The organism is Actinomadura monticuli, assembly GCF_041463655.1.
Classification (GTDB): domain Bacteria; phylum Actinomycetota; class Actinomycetes; order Streptosporangiales; family Streptosporangiaceae; genus Spirillospora; species Spirillospora monticuli.
Map to the genome: position 1 here is coordinate 1 of NZ_JAXCEI010000017.1, position 21,518 is coordinate 21,518.

18 protein-coding genes are annotated in these 21,518 nt (G+C 72.5%); 4 read left to right on the forward strand and 14 right to left on the reverse strand.

What is annotated here, in order from left to right; all coding sequences use genetic code 11:
* Positions 1-173: 173 nt before the first annotated feature.
* The 8 genes from SM611_RS30080 to SM611_RS30115 form a co-directional block, all read right to left on the reverse strand.
* Positions 174-605, reverse strand: coding sequence for a hypothetical protein (locus SM611_RS30080; RefSeq protein WP_371953687.1), 432 nt, complete (start codon positions 603-605; stop codon positions 174-176).
* Between the two features lie 62 nt (positions 606-667).
* The gene (locus SM611_RS30085) at positions 668-985 is read right to left on the reverse strand and encodes a hypothetical protein (RefSeq protein ID WP_371953688.1); all 318 of its coding nucleotides are present in this window, start codon (positions 983-985) and stop codon (positions 668-670) included.
* Between the two features lie 257 nt (positions 986-1,242).
* Complete coding sequence (locus SM611_RS30090; protein WP_371953689.1) at positions 1,243-3,408, reverse strand: hypothetical protein; 2,166 nt, start codon at positions 3,406-3,408, stop codon at positions 1,243-1,245.
* Position 3,409: 1 nt separating this feature from the next.
* Complete coding sequence (locus SM611_RS30095; protein WP_371953690.1) at positions 3,410-3,658, reverse strand: hypothetical protein; 249 nt, start codon at positions 3,656-3,658, stop codon at positions 3,410-3,412.
* Between the two features lie 104 nt (positions 3,659-3,762).
* Entirely contained in the window at positions 3,763-4,032 is a 270-nt protein-coding gene (locus SM611_RS30100) for a WXG100 family type VII secretion target (protein ID WP_067629811.1), read from the reverse strand.
* 234 nt (positions 4,033-4,266) lie between these two features.
* On the reverse strand, positions 4,267-4,809 hold the full coding sequence (locus tag SM611_RS30105) for a hypothetical protein (protein WP_371953691.1): 543 nt from the start codon (positions 4,807-4,809) through the stop codon (positions 4,267-4,269).
* Between the two features lie 139 nt (positions 4,810-4,948).
* Entirely contained in the window at positions 4,949-5,278 is a 330-nt protein-coding gene (locus SM611_RS30110) for a hypothetical protein (RefSeq protein ID WP_371953692.1), read from the reverse strand.
* 15 nt (positions 5,279-5,293) lie between these two features.
* Complete coding sequence (locus SM611_RS30115; protein ID WP_371953693.1) at positions 5,294-6,337, reverse strand: SPFH domain-containing protein; 1,044 nt, start codon at positions 6,335-6,337, stop codon at positions 5,294-5,296.
* A gap of 204 nt (positions 6,338-6,541) precedes the next feature.
* Between SM611_RS30115 and SM611_RS30120 the strand changes: the two genes are divergently transcribed.
* The 3 genes from SM611_RS30120 to SM611_RS30130 all read left to right on the forward strand — a co-directional run bounded on the left by SM611_RS30120 (position 6,542) and on the right by SM611_RS30130 (position 11,059).
* A complete protein-coding gene (locus tag SM611_RS30120; RefSeq protein WP_371953694.1) occupies positions 6,542-8,305 on the forward strand; it encodes an acetyl/propionyl/methylcrotonyl-CoA carboxylase subunit alpha in 1,764 nt (587 codons plus the stop codon).
* Positions 8,306-8,433: 128 nt separating this feature from the next.
* Positions 8,434-9,885, forward strand: coding sequence for a hypothetical protein (locus SM611_RS30125; protein ID WP_371953695.1), 1,452 nt, complete (start codon positions 8,434-8,436; stop codon positions 9,883-9,885).
* 181 nt (positions 9,886-10,066) lie between these two features.
* Positions 10,067-11,059: a HAMP domain-containing sensor histidine kinase gene (locus tag SM611_RS30130; RefSeq protein WP_371953696.1), complete on the forward strand. Its 993-nt coding sequence runs from the start codon at positions 10,067-10,069 to the stop codon at positions 11,057-11,059.
* 6 nt (positions 11,060-11,065) lie between these two features.
* On the opposite strand, the gene atzF is transcribed toward SM611_RS30130, so the two are convergent.
* The 4 genes from atzF to SM611_RS30150 are packed head-to-tail and all read right to left on the reverse strand — an operon-like array spanning position 11,066 to position 18,111.
* Positions 11,066-12,871 carry an allophanate hydrolase gene (gene atzF / locus SM611_RS30135; RefSeq protein ID WP_371953697.1) on the reverse strand — a complete coding sequence of 602 codons (1,806 nt, stop codon included), beginning with the start codon at positions 12,869-12,871 and terminating at the stop codon, positions 11,066-11,068.
* Complete coding sequence (gene uca / locus SM611_RS30140) at positions 12,868-16,503, reverse strand: urea carboxylase (protein ID WP_371953698.1); 3,636 nt, start codon at positions 16,501-16,503, stop codon at positions 12,868-12,870. Before uca ends, atzF begins: the two co-directional genes overlap by 4 nt.
* Entirely contained in the window at positions 16,496-17,278 is a 783-nt protein-coding gene (locus tag SM611_RS30145; RefSeq protein WP_371953699.1) for an urea amidolyase associated protein UAAP2, read from the reverse strand. The genes uca and SM611_RS30145 overlap by 8 nt, the downstream gene beginning before the upstream one ends.
* Positions 17,275-18,111 (reverse strand): urea amidolyase associated protein UAAP1, encoded by an 837-nt coding sequence (locus tag SM611_RS30150; protein ID WP_371953700.1) that lies wholly within the window; start codon positions 18,109-18,111, stop codon positions 17,275-17,277. Before SM611_RS30150 ends, SM611_RS30145 begins: the two co-directional genes overlap by 4 nt.
* 116 nt (positions 18,112-18,227) lie before the next feature.
* Between SM611_RS30150 and SM611_RS30155 the strand changes: the two genes are divergently transcribed.
* Positions 18,228-18,836: a TetR/AcrR family transcriptional regulator gene (locus tag SM611_RS30155; protein ID WP_371953701.1), complete on the forward strand. Its 609-nt coding sequence runs from the start codon at positions 18,228-18,230 to the stop codon at positions 18,834-18,836.
* Positions 18,837-18,855: 19 nt separating this feature from the next.
* On the opposite strand, the gene SM611_RS30160 is transcribed toward SM611_RS30155, so the two are convergent.
* Together SM611_RS30160 and SM611_RS30165 are read right to left on the reverse strand one after the other, a co-directional pair.
* The gene (locus tag SM611_RS30160; protein WP_371953702.1) at positions 18,856-20,391 is read right to left on the reverse strand and encodes a high affinity choline transporter 1; all 1,536 of its coding nucleotides are present in this window, start codon (positions 20,389-20,391) and stop codon (positions 18,856-18,858) included.
* Between the two features lie 174 nt (positions 20,392-20,565).
* Positions 20,566-21,225 carry a response regulator gene (locus SM611_RS30165; RefSeq protein WP_371953703.1) on the reverse strand — a complete coding sequence of 220 codons (660 nt, stop codon included), beginning with the start codon at positions 21,223-21,225 and terminating at the stop codon, positions 20,566-20,568.
* Positions 21,226-21,518: the final 293 nt, after the last annotated feature.

Consider the following 21,518-nt stretch of genomic DNA (forward strand, 5'->3'; position numbering starts at 1 on the left):
AAGACGGACTCTCCAAGAAAGAGATCATCCGCTGCCTCAAACGCTACATCGCCCGCGAGCTCTACCAGCTCATCACCACACCAAACGATCACGATCTAGCCGCTTGACATCCATAGGAGCATCTCCCGCCCCGTGACCCAGGAGGACCCCGCCGGATCACCCTTACCGGCTGATCACCCGCGCCGCCCGCGCTCGTCGACCGTCCCGAATGACGGGTCCATCCACCGGGCCACCTTCTCCGGCGGAGGCTTCCCCTTCGCCGACCGCCAGACGCAGAAGAACACCACCACATAGGCGAACGAGAGCGTCACCGCATAGTGGGCGCCGTATCCGAGGTCGTACTTGTCACCCGGGTCGAAAGAGAACACGAAGGTCGAGACAACGGTGACGCAACCGATCAACCACGCCGTGCACGAGAGCACGCGAGTCGCCGCAGCGCTCGCCGCCACCCCGAGAAGCAGCGTGACCATCATCAGCAAGGGCAGCGCCCTCCCCTGCCCGTCCACCTCGGGCACCGCGGCCAACTCCCAGAGAACGTAGGACGTGTCGCTGACGTCGACCCACGGCGCCATCGTCCACCCGGTCAGCGCCATGGTGGCGGCCATCCCCCACACCGCACACCGGATCCGCCGCTCGAACTCGGCAACCCCTAACGCAGGACCTCTACTCACGACGGCCTCGGCTCACACTTGTGAATCTCCCCGAACCGCTTCTCCGCGATCCGCATGAAGTCGAACATGTCCTGCACCGCATCCCGCCCCCGCACCACCCGGACGAAATCGATACTGATCCACGGCTTCTTCTTCCCGCACCTGAACAACGCGATCGAATAGTAGGGAAGCCCGTCGATTCCACCTGATGGCTGATATCCGGCCAGCCCCCGCCCTAGGTCCGAGGGGAGCTGATGAGACGATTCATGCGCCCAGTTCTTCCGCTGAATTTGCAAGATCTTCTCACCTTCGGCGTATGACCACTCGACCCCCATCGGGGCATGCCCTTCAGGGAGGCGGGCCAGACAGAGTCCGTTGTCTGTCTGCGGCCCAGCCCAATCGCTCTTTAGTGGCCCGGTCACTCCCGTAACTCGCCGAAAAGCCGGCTCCGGAACGAGATCGCACAGGTAGGGGGCGCTATCCGCCACAGGTTGCACGTCTGGTGGCGGCTCAGTGCTGCGCTTACCTCCGCCATCACATCCGGCGAGGATCATCGTCGTCGCAAGAACACCCAGGAACCTTCGCATCGTGGTCATCGCCTAGGACTCGGGGTCACGCTCTTACCATCCGAGTCCTTATAATGCCCAGCGGTCTTCTCTTGCCCATTTCTAACCGAGTTGCGCAAGTCATTGCTGATATCGCTCAGATTCGACCTGTTCTTGGCCCAGCGCAGAAACTCATCCAACTCGTCATCGGTCATCGATTCGATAGGCCGCACCCTGGGGTGAGGCCCCGTCGTGGCGAATGACTTTCCCTCCAGTCCCGGCCCGCCGAAACGCCCATGGCCCACCATCGAGGAGAGAATCATTTGATTGAACAGCTGCTCGACGGCCTCTGTCTCTGTAGTCGAGGCCAGGATCTCCTGGTTTGCCTTGTCCGCCAGCCTCTTCGCCGCAACATCGGTCATCTTCCCGGTCAACTGGAGCATGGCTGCCTCGGCTGCTTTTCCGCCGCCGGGAATTCTCTCGGCTATCAGAGTCGGGGCAAGTGGGACCAGTCCGACGGAGAAGCCGACGTACTTGCGCATGCGGTTGAGGTCTTCGGCAAGTCGCCCTTCTTCGGCCCCGAGCGCCTGGTGACGGGCTTCCAAGAGGTGACCGAACATCCAACCTTCCTCGTCGATGGCGGCGGACGGATCGCCGTTCTTCGCCGCCGCCCAGTCGATGACGAGCTTCGCGTGGGCGATCTGCCCCCTGAGGAGGTGTTCGTAGGCATCGGCGTCCCGGGTCACGTCCAAGAGGAGGTAGTCGAGATCCTGGCCGGTCAGTCCCGCAGACCCCGAATTCTTGGTGTAGTTGGACAGCCGGACGATGTCGTGCAGCTTCTCCAGGTGGGCGACGAGGACGGTCGCCATGGCCGGGCGCAGGCCGGACAGTTCGTCGTAGTGCTTCGGCCGGGCGAGTGCGTCTCCCGGCTCGCCGTGCGCCAGGGCGTCGAATGGTCCTCGTTCGGGAATCTGGAGGATGCCGTCCTTGACCACGAAGTTCTTGCGGGCGTCGGCTACGAGGATCTTGGCCGCGTCGAAGGCAAGGCGGGTGGATTCCTCGTCCTGGCCGGTGGCGGCTGCCTGAACCGTCTGGCCCAGGGCGGTGCCGTGGTCGGTCAGGCCCCAGGTGGGGCGGCGATCGTGGAGGAGGTACCGGAGGGTCGAGCCCGTGAATTCGGGCTCCGTGCCCTGTTCGAAGGGGCCCATGTAGACGTGGGTCAGGAGGGCTTGTGAGGCTTCCTTGCCGGATTGGGCGGCGGCCAAGAAGAGGGGCGCCAGGAAGTCCGTCTTGCGCTCGCTCGGGACGACCTTGGTGGTCGGCGGGTCGAGGGCGTTGCCGAGGCCGGTCTTGCCGGCGAGGGTCGGGAGGGGTTCCTGGCCGAGGGTCTTCCGGAGGCGGCTGTCGTAGGCGATCATGTCGCTGCCGACGACCTCGATGAAGTGGGTGGAGAAGCGGGTGTCGCCGGCGGCCGTGAGGAGGGTCGTCAGGGACTGGTAGCCGGACGTGCCGTTCGGCGGGGCGCTGAGGGGCGGGAAGTTCTTCCGGCCGGCCGCGGTGAGGGCGCGCAGATAGTCGTCGCCCAGGTAGGCCCTCGTGTCGGGACGGGTCGCCAGGGCGAGGCTGCGGCCCAGGAGGGCCAGGGTCGCGCGGGTTTCGGCGGCGTGGGCGTCCACGCCCTCGCGGTGCTGGCGGACGTCGGCGGCGAGCGGGAGCGTCAGGTCCATCGGGAGTTTGAGGAGGGCCTCGGGGCCCAGGGCTTCCAACAGGCCCTTGGCGAACATCGGAGTGACGTCCTCGGCGCGGAGGCGGCGCAGGGCGGCCTTCGCCTCGGGGTCGCCGGACGCGGCGCGGCGGAACAGGTCGGCGCTGCGGCGGCCGGCGGCGTAGCCGACCTGGTCGGTGTAGCGGTCAGGGAGCTTCAGGTAGTCGCCGTCCTGGCGGCAGACGACGAAGGCGAGCTTCTGCCGGTCGAGGTCGTGCGCGAGCTGGTCGCGGCGGCGCAGGTCGGACGCGGCACGGTCGGCCCAGGCGGCGATGCGTTTGATCTCCATGGCGGGCGCCGTGCTCACCTGGGCGGTGTTGAGAGCCTGCCACAGCTTGTCGGCGAGTTCGGCGAGCTTCGGGGCGGCCCGCGTCATCTGCCGGGTCATGTGCTCGAACTCGGCGAGCTTCACGCCGCAGGTGTTCGGGTCGAGCCAGGTGTCGCCCATGTCAGCTCGTCCGGAACGGGCCGCGGTCCAGTTCGTCGCGGAGGAGCTGGAGGGCCTTGCGCAGTTCGGCGTGGAGGGCGGCGTCGCTCTGGTCGAGTTCGCGGGCGAAGCTCCGGGAGGCGGTGCCGCCGACCCAGGCGTGGTCGTCCATGGCCTGGCGGGAGGCGGTGAAGAGGTGCCAGTGCTGGTCGGACAGCACCTGGACGTGGCCGAGCAGGAATTGCAGTTGCAGCGGCGACGGCTTGCTCACGGGGATCCCTCTGGCGTGGAGCCGGCTGCGGGGACGCCGGGGATGGAAGCTGATGCGGGTCCCGACCTCGGGGGGATGGGCCGGGACCCGCGGCTCACGGGAGGTCAGCGGGTGGCGGCCTCGATGTTCTGCTGCGACTTGCGGATGTCCTGGCTGCCCTGCTCCAGCGCGAGCGCCATCTTGTCGAAGGCGGTCTTGGCCTCGGCCCAGGCGGAGCGGAAGCGGTCGGCGCCCGGGCCCCACCAGGCGGCGCTGCTGCTCACCGTGCGGCCGTTGAGGTCCTTGATCAGGGCGTCGAGGTTGCGCGAGTGCTTGCTGAAGATCCGGGACAGTTCCTCGAGTTCGCCGAGGTTGGCTCCGCGCTTGTCGCCCATCGCTCCGGCCCTTTCGTCGCTGATCGCCGAACGTTTTGCCGTAGTCCGTAAAGAATGGCACCAGCCTACGCCCCACCGATCACGGGAATCCAGTCGCGCCCCGGACATCGCCCGCCGAAACGGCCATAATACCGCCATCTCGGGATGTCCAGATGTGGCCACAGACACGTTGTGACGACCTTACTTACTGTCCGTCAAGGGAATTTCAGAGCGGCTCGGCGGTGGAAAGCGCGGTCAGCGGTCGGGGCTGACCGGGTCGTTGACCGGGCGGGCGTCCGGGTCGAGGACGTGCTCGGCGACCAGGATGATCTGCTCGCCGCGCGTCCGGAACACGAACCGGCGGCGGACCGACTGCGTGACCTTGCCGCCGCCGTACCGGACCTCGGTGTGCTCGACCGCCTCCAGGGTGATGCGGTCGCCGCTGCGGACGGCGCGGCTCCCGTCGAGGCGGGTGCGGGCGCCGGTGTAGGCGGGGCCGCCCTCGACGGGGGCGCGGTTGCGGGTCTCCAGTTCCCGGAGGGCCCGCTCCTGCGAGCGCACCAGGGCCGGGGATATCCGGACGCCCTGCACCTCGGTCGGCAGGGTGCGCGGGTCCCGGTCGTGCCTCGGGACGAGGGCCTGGGAGCGGCGCCGCAGGAAGGTGCTGGCGGCGACGGTCAGCTGCTCGGTGACGTAGTCCTCAACGGCGGGGTCCTCCCGCCGGACGGCGGACGAGGGCGCCGCCAGGCAGGCCGCCAGAACGACCGCCAGGCCGGCCCGGGGCCACGGGCGCACCATCGGCGTCTCCCGCTGATCATGGGGGCGAGCAGATCCGAGCCCCGAGAGTACACCGGCCGGGACGGCGCGGACGGCCCGCTTTCCCGAAAGGCCCGCGCCCCTCCGGAAGTGGGGCGCGGGCCTTTCGGGAAATGGCCGGTCAGCGCTCTTCGCTCTGCAGCGCGGCCACGCGGGAACGGGCCTGCGCCATCGCCTCGTGATAGCGCTCCTCCCATTCCGGGTCGCCGTCCGGGATGGACGCGACCGTCTGCCGTCCGATCTCGGCGAGCAGGTCGCCGTCGTCGCCGCGGGAGACCTGCCGGACGACGACCGTGGTGACGCCGCCCGACGACTCGGTGTGCGCCTCCCAGCGGGCGCCGCGCTCCAGGGCCGCCCGGCCGCCGGACGAGCGGTCGGCGAACGCGTACATGAGCAGGACGACCACGACGGCGGCCACCGCCAGCGCCACGAGGATGATCACGAACCGCATGTCCGCCTCCGTCGGTCAGTCACGCAGCAGCGAGCCGTTCGGGTTGCCCGGCGCGTAGACGGTGATGCCCTGCGGGAGAGCCTTCAGTTCCTCGATCCTGGCGCAGGTCGGGCACTTGTTGTAGCCGTTCTGCCGGGCCTTGTTGGCGGCGGCCTCGGCCTTGGCCGTGGCGACCTTCGCCTGCGCCTCGCTGACCTGCGCGAACGCGGCCTGCGCGCGATCCACCGCGTCCTGCACCTTGGACGGCAGGGTGACCCGGACGAGGTTGAAGTGGATGTTGGTGACGAACTTGCCGCCGAGCGTCTGCTCCAGGTCCGCGGCGAGGCTCGTGTTGATCGCGTTCTGCACCTTGGCGATGTTGGCGTTGTTGCTCTGCGCCTGCTGCCCGGCGGCCGGGGCGGTCCTCGGCTGCGCGGAGGCGTTCTGGACGAGCGCGCAGGACGAGACCAGCTCGGCGCAGCGGAAGCTGTTGATCTGGCTGCGCAGGTCGTTGTCGATCACCGGCCGGACGATCTGGTCGAGGAACGCGGACCAGCCCTTGTCGCCGTCGTAGACGTTGTACATCTCGCCGCCCGCGCTGCGGAACTTGCGGGTGCCGTACTTGTCGTCGAACTCGCGGAGCGACGTGTGGTCCTGGTTGAGGGTGAAGTACAGCGTCCCCTCGATGCCCATGTTGACGCCGTCGGAGCTCGGCACGGTGACGACGTCCACGCCGGTCTCGTCGCCCTTCCGGGCGTCCGAGGTGATCGTGTAGAAGCGCTGCTGGGCGGGGTACTTGTGGACCTGCGAGTAGAGCCCGATCCAGACGCGGCCGGAGCCCGGGTCGATGACCTGCCGGATCCGGTTGTTGTCGAAGAACCCGCCGTTGCGGACGACCGCGATCTCGCCGCCGGTCGTCCGCTCGAACCCGCCGAACAGGGCGCTGAGCACCGGCCAGCCGACGACGACCAGCAGGACGGCCGTGATGACGGCGGTGCGCCGGCGGGGCCTGCTCAGCCCCGAGAGCCGGTCCCCGACCGCTGCCCGGTCCCTGCCGGCGGACGAATCCTTGTTGGCCACGACCACTCCTCTCCCACCCGCGCCACTCGGCTCGCGGGTCGTGGATGAGACGGGGGGCGGCGCGGCCGGGCTCCGCCGGTCACCAGACCGTTATCAGGCGAAAGCTCCCGCTACCTGGGACCCGGAGCCCAATAAGGAGGGGCTTACGAAATCCTGAATCGTCCGTTATCTAGACTGCCTGCGAGGTTGAAGGAGGAGACCCACGTGCGCAAGGTCCTGATCGCCAACCGCGGTGAGATCGCGGTCCGTATAGCCCGTGCCTGCCGGGACGCCGGTCTGGCCAGTGTGGCCGTGTACGCCGAGCCGGATCTGGAGGCGCTGCACGTTCGGGTCGCCGACGAGGCGTTCGCCCTGGGCGGGCAGACGGCGGCCGAGAGCTACCTGAACATCGAGAAGCTGCTGCGGATCGCGGCGGACGCGGGCGCCGACGCCGTCCACCCCGGGTACGGCTTCCTGGCCGAGAACGCCGACTTCGCCGCCGCGGTGGAGAACGCCGGGCTGACCTGGATCGGCCCGCCGCCCGCGGCGATCACCGCGCTGGGCGACAAGGTGCAGGCCCGGCACATCGCGCAGAAGGTCGGCGCGCCGCTCGTGGCGGGCACCAAAGATCCGGTGTCGGGCGCGGACGAGGTCGTCGCGTTCGCCGAGGAGCACGGCCTGCCCATCGCGATCAAGGCCGCGTTCGGCGGCGGCGGGCGCGGCCTGAAGGTCGCCCGGGAGCTGGGCGAGGTCGCCGAGCTGTACGAGTCCGCCGTCCGTGAGGCCGTGGGCGCGTTCGGCCGCGGCGAGTGCTTCGTCGAGCGGTACCTGGACAGGCCGCGGCACGTGGAGACCCAGTGCCTGGCCGACAAGCACGGCAACGTGGTCGTGGTGTCCACCCGCGACTGCTCGCTGCAGCGCCGGCACCAGAAGCTCGTCGAGGAGGCCCCGGCCCCCTACCTGTCGGACGAGCAGCTCGACCTTCTGTACAGCTCGTCCAAGGCCATCCTGAAGGAGGCCGGGTACGTCGGCGCGGGGACGTGCGAGTTCCTCGTCGGCCAGGACGGGACGATCTCCTTCCTGGAGGTCAACACCCGCCTCCAGGTCGAGCACCCGGTCACCGAGGAGGTCGCCGGGGTCGACCTCGTCCGCGAGATGTTCCGGATCGCCGACGGCGAGGAGCTCGGCTACGGCGACCCCGAACTGCGCGGCCACTCGATCGAGTTCCGGCTGAACGCCGAGGACGCGGGCCGCGGGTTCCTGCCGGCGGTCGGGACGCTGACCGCGTGGCAGCCGCCGACCGGGCCGGGCGTCCGGCTGGACTCGGGTTACGAGGCGGGGCAGACCGTCCCGCAGGCGTTCGACTCGCTGATCGCCAAGCTGATCGTGACGGGCGCGACGCGGCGGCAGGCGGTCGAGCGGTCCCGCCGCGCGCTCGCCGAGTTCGTGATCGACGGGATGCCGACGGTGCTGCCGTTCCACCAGGCGGTGCTGGACGACCCGGCGTTCGTCCCGGCGGACGACGAGACGCCGTTCTCCGTCCACACCCGCTGGATCGAGACGGAGTTCGACAACCAGATCCCGCCGTTCGAGACCGTCCCGGCCGACGAGGCGGAGGAGGGCGAGCGCGAGCGCGTCACCGTCGAGGTCGGCGGCCGGCGCGTCGAGGTGGTCCTGCCCGCCGGCTTCGGGGCCGCCGCGGCCCCCGCCGGGAAGGCGCAGCCCGCCAAGCGGCGCGGCGGCAAGAAGGGCGGCGGCGCGCAGGCATCCGGCGACTCGCTGGTCAGCCCGATGCAGGGCACCATCGTCAAGATCGTCGTCGAGGACGGCGCGACCGTGGCGGCGGGCGACACCATCGTGGTCCTGGAGGCCATGAAGATGGAGCAGCCGCTGACCGCGCACAAGGCCGGGGCGATCACCGGCCTGTCCGCCGAGGTCGGGCAGACCGTCTCCGCGGGCGCCGTCATCTGCGAGATCAAGGACAGCTGACCGGGGCCGCCCCGTCCGGACGACGGGCGGGGCGGTGCCACCGCATGGGTGCCGGCCCTCATTCAGGACGACCGCAATTCCTTCCCGGGAACGAGGAATCAGGGCGTCAACGTGGGCAGATAGTAGGTATGTGCACCGAGAGCAGGGCCATCCGGGCGGCACGCCGGGGCGCCGTCTCGGCGATCATCGGCGCCGTCGCCGTGCCGGCGTTCGCCTTCGGCGCCCCCGCGCACGCCGCCCCGGCAGAGCCCGCCACCGCCCAGGCCGGCGCGCTCTCCGCGGCTTCGGCGCGGCAGCCCGGCGTCGATCAGGGCGGTCCGGCCGCGAGGGTGCGGGCCGCGCCCGCCGGCCCGGCCGCCCCCGCCGCGCGCGCCGCCCCCGCCTCGGCCGCCGACACGGTGGGGCAGATCGCGAACGCGCTCATCGACTCGCGGCTCTATGTGACGAGCGAGGCGGGGAACGTGCTGTCCGCCGCCGACCAGAACCAGATCAAGCAGTCCTTCGCGGGCGACGCGGACGCCGACATCCGGGCCGTGGTGGTCAGCGACTCCGTCACGGGGGCGCAGGTCAGGCAGCTGCTCCCGGCCGTCGCGGAGCGGGTCGGCAAGGGCGAGACGTTCGTCGCCGTGACCGCCGACGGCAGCCGCATGGCGGCGATCTCCAAGGCGCTCGATCGCGGCGAGATCAACCAGATCGTCACCCGCACCAACGGCCAGCCGCTGAAGCAGCGGCTGATCGACTTCGGGGACCGGGCCGAGAAGAAGGTCGACCAGAACGCCGAGTCGAGCGCGGTCGTCGGCTACGTCGTGATCGGCCTGGTCGTGCTGATCGCGGCGGCCGTCATGGTCGTGTTCCTTTCCGCGCGCAAGCGGCGGCAGGCCCGCGAGGCCAAGGAGATGGAGGACCTCAAGGAAGGCGTGCAGGAGGACGTCACCCTCCTCGGCGAGGACATCGCCCGCCTCGACCTCGACGTCATGGACACCGGCCTCGACCCCGTCATCCGCGCCGACTACGAGCGCGCGCTGAACTCCTACGACCAGGCCAAGCGGTCGACGGAACGGGCCGCCAGGCCGCAGGACATGCAGTCCGTGACGACCGCGCTGGAGGACGGCCGCTACTACATGACCGCCACCCGCGCCCGGCTCGCCGGCGACCCCGTGCCCGAGCGGCGCCCGCCGTGCTTCTTCAACCCGCAGCACGGGCCGTCCGTCCAGGACGTCGTGTGGGCTCCGCCCGGCGGCAGCGCACGTTCCGTCCCGGCGTGCGCGGCCGACGCGGAGGCCGTCATGCGCGGCACGGACCCGGACATCCGGATGGTCCCGTACCACGGCGCCCGGCGGCCGTACTGGAACGCGGGCCCCGCCTACGGGCCCTACGCGGGCGGCTACTACTACGGCTACGGAGGGTTCGACCTGCTCGGCGGCCTGCTGATCGGCACCGCGCTCGGCTCGATGATGGGCCCGGGCCTCGGCTGGGGCGGCATGGACGGCGGGTTCGGCGACGGCGGCGGCGACATGGGCGGAGGCTGGGACTTCGGCGGCGGCGACTTCGGCGGGGGCGGCGACTTCGGCGGCTTCTGACCGGCCGGTCAGCCGTCCCGGCCATCTGCCCTCCCCTGCCTGTTCTCACCCTCCACGGTCGGCGAAGGGGCGGGGCGTCGCCATCGGGCCCAGTGCCCATAAGGGAGGGGTCGCGTCATGCAGGCGCGCCGCGGCGCGTCCCGCATGGACAAGAGGCGGCCCGATGCGGTGCTGTGGTGCCATGAGCAGGACACCCGCCTCGGCGCTCTACTGGCGCATCCTCGGCATCAACGGGCTGATCTTCGCGATCGGCACCGCGCTGCTGGCCGTCGCGCCCGTCACCATATCGTCGCCGATCCTGCTGCGGGAGCTGCCCGTGCTGGTGATCGGGCTGGCGGTGATGATGGCGGCGAACGCGTTCCTGCTGCGCGCCAGCCTGTCGCCGCTGGAGCGGCTCACCGCGCTGATGGCGCGGCTCGACTCGCTGCGCTCCCGCGACCGGCTCTCCAGCACCGGCAACGGCGACCTGTTCCACCTCGTCGACCAGTTCAACGCGATGCTCGACCGGCTGGAGGCCGACCGCAGCATCAGCACCGCCGTGGTGCTGGACGCGCAGGAGGCCGAGCGGCGCCGCATCGCGCAGGAGCTGCACGACGAGATCGGGCAGTCGCTGACCGTGGTGCTGCTGGAGCTGAAGTCGGTGGTGGACCGGGCGCCCGCGCAGGTCGCGGAGGAGCTTCGGGGCGTCCAGGAGGTCGTCCGGTCCAGCCTGGACGAGGTGCGCCGCGTCGCGCGCCGGCTGCGTCCGGGCGTCCTCGACGACCTGGGCCTGACCAGCGCGCTCACCGCGCTCGCCGCGGACTTCTCCGCGACGGGCGGGCCGCGCGTGACCCGCCGCGTCCAGACCGGGCTGGAGGGCCTCGGCCCGGACGCCGAGCTGGTGATCTACCGGATCGCGCAGGAGGGCCTCACCAACGTGTGGCGGCATGCGGGCGCGCGGAACGCGGAACTGTCGCTCGCGCAGGACGAGGACGGCTCCGTCGTCCTGCGCGTCGCCGACGACGGGTGCGGACCGCCCGCCGAGGACGGCTCCGGCATCCACGGCATGCGGGAGCGCGCGATGCTCATCGGGGCGCGGCTCACGGTGGGTCCGGCCGAGGGCGGCGGCACCGAGGTGAAGCTGGAGATCCCGCCCGAGGGCGCCCGCCCCCGCGGCGGGGCGGGCATTCCCTAGACGCGCTCACCCGTGCGGGCCCGGCCGGGCGTCTCGCGGCGCGGCCCGCTGGTCGGCGAGCCATGCCCTCCAGCCGCCGTGGGCGGTGATGTCCCGGCCCGATGCGGTCGCGTCGGCGGCGGCGCCGAAGCCGACGACCCACCGTCCGTCGGAGAGTTCGACCCGGCCGAGCGTCATGGGGGCCGGCAGCGCGGCGAGGAACCGGCCGAGCGCGCCGGCGGCGAGCTGCCAGACCTCCCCGGCGATCGGCGCCCCGCCCGCCCCCACGCGGGTCATCCCCGGCTTGGGCGGCGTGGTGTCCATCGCCGCGAGGCGGTACGCCGCGGCGGTCGTGGCCTCGCCCGCCCAGCGGGCGCCGAGGGCCCGCAGCTCGCTCTCCAGCGGCTGCCCGCGCAGATGCGCGCCGACGACGAACAGGTCCACGGCCTGGGGCCCGGCGTCGGCGATCGCGGCGGGCCACGGCGCCGGCGGGGCGCCCGCGCCGAGGCCGGCGCCCGGGAACGTCTCGGCGGGGGCGTCCGCCGGCATCATGACCCGCGAGGCGAGGTCGAGGGCGACGGCGTCGTGGAAGGGGCGGGCGACGACGGTGACGCCGAACTGCGCGACGCCGGCCTCGCCCTCGTCGACGGTCCCGGACGGGACGGCGACGGCGCAGAGATCGAACAGGTTGCAGAAGTTCGTGTAGGTGCCGACGCGCGCGTTGGCGCCCACCGGGTCGGCGGCGACCTCGTCCATGGACGGGTGGAAGGGCGCGGTGGGGACGAGGAGGGCGTCGAACCCGTCGAGGAGGGCCATGCACTCCCGGCGCAGGTCCGCCAGGCGGGCCTGGTCGCGGGACAGCTCGGAGCCCGTGACGGAACCCGCCCGGTGGATGATCGCCGCGACCGTGGGGTCGAGCCGGGCGGCGCCGTCGTGCAGGTGGGCGTCCACGAAGTCCCCGACCGCGGCGTGCCGTTCGGCGACGAGGGCGCCGTCGTACAGCAGGCGCGCGGCGGCCAGGAACGGGGCGAAGGGGATCGCCTCGACCGCGCAGCCGTCCGCCCGCAGCCGGCCGGCCGCGGCGGTGAACGCCTCGGCCCAGCCGGGGGCCATGGCGGGCAGCTCGTCCGGCACGGCCACGCGGGCCGCCGCCGGGGCCGCCAGCGGCGCGTCGGCGGGCCAGGCGCGCGTCCCGGGCCCGCCCGCCATCACCGACATCGCCAGGGACGCGGTGCCGAGGTCGCGGGCGAAGACCGTCACCGCGTCGTAGGAGCGGCACGCCGGGACGACGCCGTCGGTGGAGACGGCGCCGAGGGTGGGCTTGACGCCGACGATCCCGTTGAACGCGGCCGGGACGCGCCCGGACCCCGCGGTGTCGGTGCCGATCGCGATGTCGGCCTCGCCGGTGGCGACGGCGACGGCCGACCCGGAGGACGACCCGCCGGACACGTGGGTGGCCCGGTGGGCGGAGCGCACGCGCCCGTAGGGGCTGCGCTGCCCGACCAGGCCGGTGGCGAACTGGTCGAGGTTGGCGGCACCGACCAGCGCCGCCCCGGCGGCGCGCAGCCGGGCCACGGCGGGCGCGTCCGCCTCGGCCGGCGCGGCGGAGAACCCGGGGCAGGCGGCCGTGGTCGGGACGCCCTCGACGTCGACGTTGTTCTTGACGGCCAGGCGCAGCCCGGCCAGCGGGCCGGACGCCGCCTCGACCGCGGCGGCGACCTCGGCCTCCGGACGGCGCCAGATCCACGCCTCGGGACGCGGGGACCCGGCGTCGGCGGCGAGCCGCTGACCGTCGGTCGTGTGCCGCGCGCCGGACGCGGTCCCGGCCGTCATGCCGTCACCTCCGCGCTCGGGGCCAGCACGACGAGGGCCTCGCCCGGAGTCACCTGGTCGCCGGCGCCCGCGAGGACCGCATCGACGACGCCCGCGCACGGGGCGGTGACGGGGGCCTCCATCTTCATCGCCTCCAGGGTGAGCAGGGTCTGCCCGGCCTCGACGACGTCGCCGGGTGCGACGTCGACCTTCCAGACGCAGGCGACGAACGGGGCGTCCACGCGGGTGCCGCCCTCGGGGACCTGGACGTCCACCGGCTCGGGCGCCGCGGCCTCGGCGGCGGCGGCGCGCTCGAACTCGCCCGCCGCCTCCCAGGCGTCGCGCTCGGCGCCGAACGCGGCGGCCTGCGCCGCGCGGAACGCGGCGATCGGCGCGGCGTTCTCCGCGAGGAACCGCTCGTGCTCGGCCAGCGAGAACGTCCCCTCGGCGGCTTCCAGCCCGCGGCGGCCGGCGGCGACGTCGGCGCGGATGTCGAGGAGTTCCTCGGCGGAGACGGGATACCAGGAGATCCGGTCGAAGAACCTCAGCATCCACGGCTCCTCGCCGTCCTCGGGGTGCCGGCGCCAGACCTGGTGGGTGCGGCCGACGAACTGGTAGCCGCCGGGGCCCTCCATGCCGTACACGCACAGGTAGGCTCCGCCGATGCCGACGGAGTTCTCCGCGGTCCAGGTACGGGCCGGGTTGTACTTGGTCGTGACGAGGCGGTGGCGGGGGTCCAGCGGGGTCGCGACGGGCGCACCGAGGTAGACGTCGCCGAGGCCGAGCACCAGGTAGGAGGCGTCGAACACGGTGGCGTAGACGTCGTCGACGGACCGCAGGCCGTTGATGCGGCGGATGAACTCGATGTTCCAGGGGCACCACGGCGCGTCGTCGCGGACCCCGGCCATGTAGCGCTCGATGGCCTCACGGGTGGCGGGGTCGTCCCAGCTCAGCGGCATGCGCACGGTGCGCGAGGGCACGGCGAGCTCGGACACCGACGGCAGGGACCGCTCGATCTCCACCAGCAGCCCGAGCAGCGCGCGCACCGGCAGGACGGACGGGTCCACGTGCACCTGCAGGGAGCGGATCCCCGGCGTGACGTCCAGGACGCCGCGCTCGCCGCGCTCCTCCAGGGCGGTGTGCAGGGCGTGCACGCGGGCGCGCAGGCGCAGGTCGAGGACCATGTCGCCGTACTCCACCAGGACGGAGTCGTCGCCCTGGCGCCGGTAGGTCACCGCGGGCCCCGACGTCTCGCCGTCGCCCAGGCGGCACAGCACGCCGTCGTCGCCGTCCCCGCCCGCGACCGGCGCGGGGAGGTCGAGGACGCGGGGCTCGGACGCGGTCTCCTGCCGCACCGGGACGAACCGCACGGTGTCACCGGGACGGAGCTGCCCGAGCTTCCACCGGTCGGCGGAGACGACGGTGACCGGGCAGACGAAGCCGCCGAGGCTGGGCCCGTCCGGGCCGAGCAGGATGGGGGTGTCGCCGGTGAAGTCCAGGGCGCCCACCGAGTAGGGCGTGTCGTGGATGTTGGACGGGTGCAGGCCGGCCTCTCCCCCGTCGGGCCGCGCCCAGGCGGGCTTGGGCCCCACCAGGCGCACCCCCGTGCGCGCGGAGTTGAAGTGGACCTCGTAGCCGGTGGCGTAGAGCTGGTCGATGTCCTCGCGGGTGAAGAACTCCGGGGCCGCGTGCGGGCCCTCGGTCACGGTCAGCTCCCAGTCGGTGCCGAACCCGGGGCGGCGGGACGGGGCGACCGGCCGCGGACCGGCGGCGTCCGAACCCTCGGCGCCGCGCGTCCGCAGCACGTCTCCCGGGCGCAGGGCACGGCCGCCGTGGCCGCCGAACCCGCCCAGGGTGAACGTCGCCGCCGACCCCAGGTAGGCGGGAACGTCCAGGCCGCCCGCGAAGGCGATGTAGGTGCGGAGCCCGGCCGAGGGGGCGCCGACGTCCAGGGTGGACCCGGCGGGGACCCGCACCGGCTCCCACATCGGCACCGGGGCCCCGTCGACGGTGACGGGGGCGGGGGCGCCGGTCACGCACACGGCGGTGTCCCGGGTGAAGGCCAGTTCGGGGCCGCCCGCGGTGCACTCCAGGCCCGCGGCGTTCTCCGCGTTGCCGAGCGCGAGGTTGGCCAGGCGCAGGGAGCGGTCGTCCATGGCGCCGGACGGCGGCACGCCGACCTGCCAGTACCCGAGGCGTCCGTCGGCGTCCTGCACGGTGGTCATCAGTCCCGCGCGCCCGACGGTGATGCGCGGTTCCGGGTCTCCCAGGCCGGTCAGCGTGGACGTGGTGTGCTCCGCGGCCTCGAACTCCGGCAGCCGGACGGCGGCGCGCAGCATCCCCAGGTTGACCTCGATGCCGTCGACGCGGCTCGCGGTGAGCGCCTCGCCGAGGCGGGCCAGCGCGCCGGCGCGGTCGGCGCCGGCGGCGATGACCTTGGCGAGCAGGGGATCGTAGGCGGTGGTGACGTCGGTTCCGGTGGTGACCCACGCGTCGACGCGGACGCCGTCGACGCGGACGCCGTCGCCCTCGGGCAGCTCCACCCTGGTGAGGGGGCCCGCGGACGGGCGGAAGTCGTTGGCCGGGTCCTCGGCGTAGACGCGCGCCTCGACGGCGTGGCCGCGCAGCGGGACGGCGCCCGTCCCCGCGTACGGGCGCAGGAAGGCGGCGTCGCCCCCGGCCAGGCGCAGCATCCAGGCGACGAGGTCGATGCCCGTGACCTGCTCGGTCACGGGGTGCTCGACCTGGAGGCGGGCATTGACCTCCAGGAACGACGCCTCCTGCCGCTCGGGGTCGTAGACGAACTCGACGGTCCCCGCCGAGCGGTAGCCGATGCCGGCGGCCAGCGTCCGGGACGAGTCGTGCAGCCTCCGTCTCACCTCGTCCGGCAGGGCCGGGGCGGGGGCCTCCTCGATCACCTTCTGGTTGCGGCGCTGCAGGGAGCAGTCGCGGTCTCCGAGGGTGACGACGTTTCCGCCGCCGTCGCCGAAGACCTGCACCTCGACGTGGCGGGCGCCGGCGACGTACCGCTCGGCGAACACTCCGCCGGAGCCGAAGGACCGCTCGGCCAGGGACGTGACGCGGGGGTAGGCCGCGCGCAGCCCGGCGGCGTCCCGGCAGACGCTCATGCCGATCCCGCCGCCGCCGTTCGTGGCCTTGAGCATCACCGGGTACCCGATGCGCTCGACCTCGGCCACGGCGTGCTCGGCGTCCGCGAGCAGGCCGGTGCTGGGGAAGACGGGCACGCCCGCCGCGACGGCGGCGGCGCGCGCGGTGTGCTTGTCGCCGAAGGCGCGCAACTGCGCGGGGGTCGGGCCGACGAACGCCATCCCGGCTCCCTCGACCGCCTCGGCGAAGTCGGCGTCCTCGGACAGGAAGCCGTAGCCGGGGTGGACGGCGTCGGCGCCGGTCTCCTTGGCCGCGCGCAGGACGGCCTCGGCGTTCAGGTAGGACTGCCCCGGGGCCGTGGGGCCGAGCAGGACGGCCTCGTCCGCGGCGAGGACGTGGGCCGCGCCGCGGTCGCCCTCGGAGAAGACGGCGACGGTGCGCAGCCCGAGGGCCTTGGCGGAGCGGATGACACGGCAGGCGATCTCGCCTCGGTTGGCCACCAGGACGGTGGAGACGCCGAGTCCGCCGGTGGGGAGGTCAGCCACGGTGGACCACCATCTCCACGCGGGACGGGTCGAAGCCGTTGCACGGGTTGTTGATCTGCGGGCAGTTCGACACGACGACGAGGGTGTCCCGCTCAGCGCGCAGCGACAGGGACAGGCCGGGCGCGGAGATGCCGTCGACGATGCCGAGCGCGCCGTCCGGGTCGACCGGCACGTTCATGAACCAGTTGATGTTCGAGACCTGGTCGCGCTTGCCCATGCCGTGCTCGGACAGCTCGTTGGCGAAGTTGTCCGCGCAGGCGTGCTGCGCGTAGGTGTGGTGGCCGTAGCGCAGCGTGTTGGACTCCCGCGAGCAGGCGCCGCCGAGCGTGTCGTGGCGGCCCACGGCGTCGGCGACGACGCGCAGCAGGGCCTCGCCCTCGTTGTCGCGCAGGACGGAGCCGGTGGTCAGGAAGACGGAGTCCTGCTCCTGGAGCGTGGCCTGCACGCTGTACGCGCGCGAGTGGTCGTGGGCGTCGTAGGCGAGGAAGTCGACGGCCTGGTTGCCGTCCAGGTCGATGACGGTGAGGACCTCCCCCGCCGCCAGGACGCGGGACCACGGGGCGCGCGGCCCGACGGTCTCGCGGTGGACGATCTCGCCGAACCGCTCCACGGCCGCGGCGACGGCGGCCTCGGCGGCGGCGGGGTCGCCCGGGGTCTTGGTGCCGAGGTAGGTGGCCGGCCTGTCGAGGACGGGCGCGGTGTAAGTCGTGGTGCCGGTGACCGGCGCGGTGCCGGACGTGGCCGTGGGCGCGGCAGGTGGCGTGGCGGCGGTCATCGAGGGCTCCGTCCCGCGCGGTGGTCGGCGGTGTTCTCGAAGGCGCGGCGCCCCTCGGGAGTCGCCGCCCACTGCGGGTCGTCGGGGCCGGTCACGCGGTCGCGCCAGGCCAGGATCTCCAGCTCGCCGCACATGTACCGCTCGCGCGGGTCCAGCGGGTGGGCGGCGTTGGCCACGAGGATGACGACGGGCAGCTCGGTGCGGAGCGTGACGTGCGCGGCCGGGCCCGTCGCGCCCTGCCAGACAGGACGGCCGCAGTCGTCGATGCGCACACCCTGGAAGAGGGAGACCGCCGGGGGGACGTCCCGCCGGCCCAGGCCGTTCTTGAGCGCGCCGTTGACCAGGAGCTCGCGGCCCGCCGGGCTGGGCCCGTGCACGGAGCCGTCCCCGTAGCGGCGCTCGTTGCGGGCCCTGGTCGAGGCGCCGTAGATCGTGTCGTGGCGGCCGGAGGTGTCCTCGAGGATCGTCGCGAGCACCCGGGCCTGATCGCTGAGCAGCAGGTAGCCCTCGCGCGGATACACCTGCCACTGGATCTTCGCGGTGTCCGCGGTGTTCAGCCGCTCCCACGGCATGTCCGCGTGGTACAGGACGATCTGCGCGCAGGCGTCGCCGGTGACGTCCGTGAGGCGCACGCGCGTCCCGGCGGCCAGCACCCGGTGGGCGTAGCCGCCCCCCGGTAGGCGGTCGCTCCACACGACGTCCTCGGGCGCGACGCCCGCCGGAGTGCCGGTCTGGGACGAGGCCGGGACGGTGGGCGCGGCGTAGACCACCGTCCCCTCCTGGGCGCGGGCATGGTCCCTGGCCCCTGCCGTCGTGGCGGTTGCTGCGGGCACGGCTACCTCCTGCAACGTTTTCTGTCGAATAACAGAAATTGAACCGACCGTCGTCGCGCGCCGGATCTCAGGCACGTGAACGGCATGTAAATTGGCGCGGCTGCTACGTTCCACGGATGGCAGGACGCGGACGCCCCCGGACCAAAGGCCCCTCCGTCTCGGGCAGCACGGAGCAGGACATCCTGAACGCCGGGGCGGATCTCTTCTGCACGGTGGGGTTCGGCTCGGTGAGCACCTACAAGCTGGCGCAGGCCGCGGGCATCTCCCAGGCCACGCTGTACCACTACTTCTCCTCCAAGCACGAGGTCCTGCTCGCTCTGCTGCTCCAGACCGTCCGCCCCTCGATCGTCATGGCCGAGGGGCTCGTCCACGAGGACGGGTTGTCCGCTCGGGACAGGCTGCGCCGCCTGTGCGCCTACGACGCCGACCTCCTGGCCACCACCCCCCGCAACCTCGGCGCCCTCTACCTGCTGCCCGAGGTCGCCGACGAGCGCCTGGCCCCCTTCCGCACCGAGCGCGACCGCCTCCTCGGCGCCTACCGCGCGCTGGTCGAGCAGTGCCTGCCGGACGCGGCCGAGCCCGAGCACGGGGCCGTCGCCGACCTCGTGTTCGGGCTCGTGGAGAGCGTGATCCTGCGCCGTCAGCGCGCGGGCGGCGCCCCGCTGCCGGGCGAGACCGGGGACCGCATCGCCGCGGCCTCGCTGCGGATCATCGGGCCCGGGTGAGCGCCTCCCGTGCCGCGTCTCACGTCCCGCCGACGGGGACGCCCTCCGGGGGAAGCGGGTCCGGCACGAGCTCCGCCGCCCCGGCCTCGGCACGGTGGTCCAGGAACCGCAGATCGCGCTCCTCCTCCTCAAGCGACCGGCTGCAGAGGGAGACGGCGACGAACACCCCGATGCCGACCGCCCCGGCCAGCAGGGTCGCCCACCCGTCGAACCCCGCCCCCACCAGGTCGTTGTCGATGTACAGGAGATCGTTCGGCACGCCGTACAGGGTCGGGGTCAGCACCAGGAAGGCCAGGCGGACGACCAGCCCCACACCGATGCCCACCAGCGCGCCCGCCGTCGTCGACCGCCGCCAGAAGAGGCCGAGGACGAACGGGGCGATGAGGCAGGCGAGCATGAGGTCGAACGCGAGCGTCAGCAGGATGCCCGTCTGCGAGACCCGCACGGCCAGGATCGCGGCGCACACGGCGACCGGCAGCATCGCGAAGCGCACCCACCGCAGCAGCGGGTCCTTGTGGCCCGGCGCGACGGCGCGCTTGAGCCCGGCGACGTTGCGCACCGTCACCGCGGAGGTGGCCAGTACCGCGCCCGAACCGGTGGAGAAGGACGCGGCCACCACGCCCGACAGCACCAGCACGGCGAGCAGGGCGGGCGCGCCGCCGTCGAGCAGCTTGTAGACGACGGGGCCGCCCTCGGCCGTCAGGCCGAGCTCGGCGGCGCCGGTCAGGGCGATCAGCGACCAGGCCACGCCCACGGCGGCCGTGACGCCGGCGCCCACGAAGCAGGCGCGGCGCGCCGCCTCGGGACTGCGGGCGCCGAAGATCCGCTGCATGAAGTCGATGGCGACCAGGTCGCCGATGCCCAGGGAGACCAGCGTCGCCCAGTTGATCGCGGCGCCCTGGGCGGGATCGGTCAGCTGGCCCAGGTCGAAGGGCCCGGCTCCGTCCGGGACGCTGATCCCGTGTTCGGAGGCGACCCACACGAACAGCGCGACGGTGGCGCCGACCGTGATGACGGCCTGGATGACGGCGGTGTACACGTCGGAGAACAGCCCGCCGCCGACGGTGTAGGCGAGGATCAGCGCGACGGCGACGATGACGCCCAGCTCGTAGGGGACATCGGCGAAGTGCTCCAGCAGGAACCCGAGGGCGACCAGGTTCCCGGCGAGCAGCACGGTGAACGACACGACCATGAGGACGCCCGCGATGATCTCGACGCGCCGCGTGTACCGGCGCGCGAAGAAGTCCGCGAGGGTCATCAGCCCCATCCGGTTCATCGGTTCGGCGAGGAAGATCCCGGCCAGCAGCAGGCAGACCGCCAGCCCGAGGGCCAGCGAGGCGCCCGCCCAGAAGCCGAGGCCGGCCGACAGGTCGGTGTTGCCGATGGTCGCGTTGGAGTCGACCGCGGCGGTGGTCAGCGCGACCGCCACCAGCGGCACCCCGAGCTGCCGCCCGGCGACCAGATAGTTCGTCGAGTCGCCGTCGACCATGCGGGCCACCGCGATGCCGACCACGAGCACGAGCAGGACCGTGAGTCCCACCCCGGCGATGATCATGGTTCCTCCTGGACGCTCAAATTTCTGTCGAGCGACAGATAAGGCGTCCAGTAAGACGTCCGAGTGTTACGGCCGACGAGGTTCAATGAAACAGGCGGGTAAAGCGATCCTCTCCATGGGCCGCGGGCCTGGGCCGGAACCGGCGCCCGGCAGAGGGCGGGCCGGGGCGTGCCGCTACGGCTCGACGAGCCCGATCCTGATCGCGTACTTCGTCAGCTCCAGCCGGTCCCGCATGCCGAGCTTGCCGAGGATGTTCGCGCGGTGCCGGTCGACGGTCTTCACGCTGATCGTGAGCGTCTCCGCGATCCGCTTGGACGAGTAGCCCTCCGCGATCAGCTTGATGATCTCCTCCTCGCGCGGGGTGAGGATGCCGCCGGGGGCGTCGTCGTCCAGGTCCCGGGCGAGGTACTCGCGGATCAGCGCGGTCACCGCCCCCGGGTACAGGAACGGCTCGCCGCGCATCGCGGCGCGGACGGCGTGCAGCAGGTCCCGGTCGGCGACGGACTTCAGCACGTAGCCCGACGCGCCCGCCTTCAGCGCCTCGAACAGGTACTGCTCGTTGTCGTACATCGACAGGATCAGCATCCGGACGGTGGGGAAGCGCCGGGCGATCTCCCGCGCGGCCTGCAACCCGGTCATCCGCGGCATCGCGATGTCGAGGATCGCCAGGTCGACGCCGCCGGCGGCGAGCGCGTCGATCGCCTCGGCCCCGTCGGACGCCTCCGCGACCACGGTCATGTCGGGTTCGGCGTCCAGGATGAGGCGCAGCCCGCGGCGCACCAGCGCGTGATCGTCGGCCAGCAGTATCCGGGTGGCGGACTCGCGCGTGTGCACCCGATCACCTCCGGTTCCGCGTCCATCCTAGGCGCGGCCGCCGCGAAGCACTCTCCGCCACCTGCGAATACATGATCCATGGCGCCGAGATGGGTGTCGTCCCCGATATAGGGGCGGGCCTCCGCCGCAAAGACTGGACAGCGCAGGAGAAAGGGGCGGACGCATGGCACAGCGAACGAGCGGCGGGCATCGCCACCCGCCGATAGCGCCGCGGAGGCCGTCTTGCGACGGGGCCACCCCCGGCGTTAGAAGGAGGAACCTATCAACTCGAAAGGCCAGGCTCTCCGGAAGCC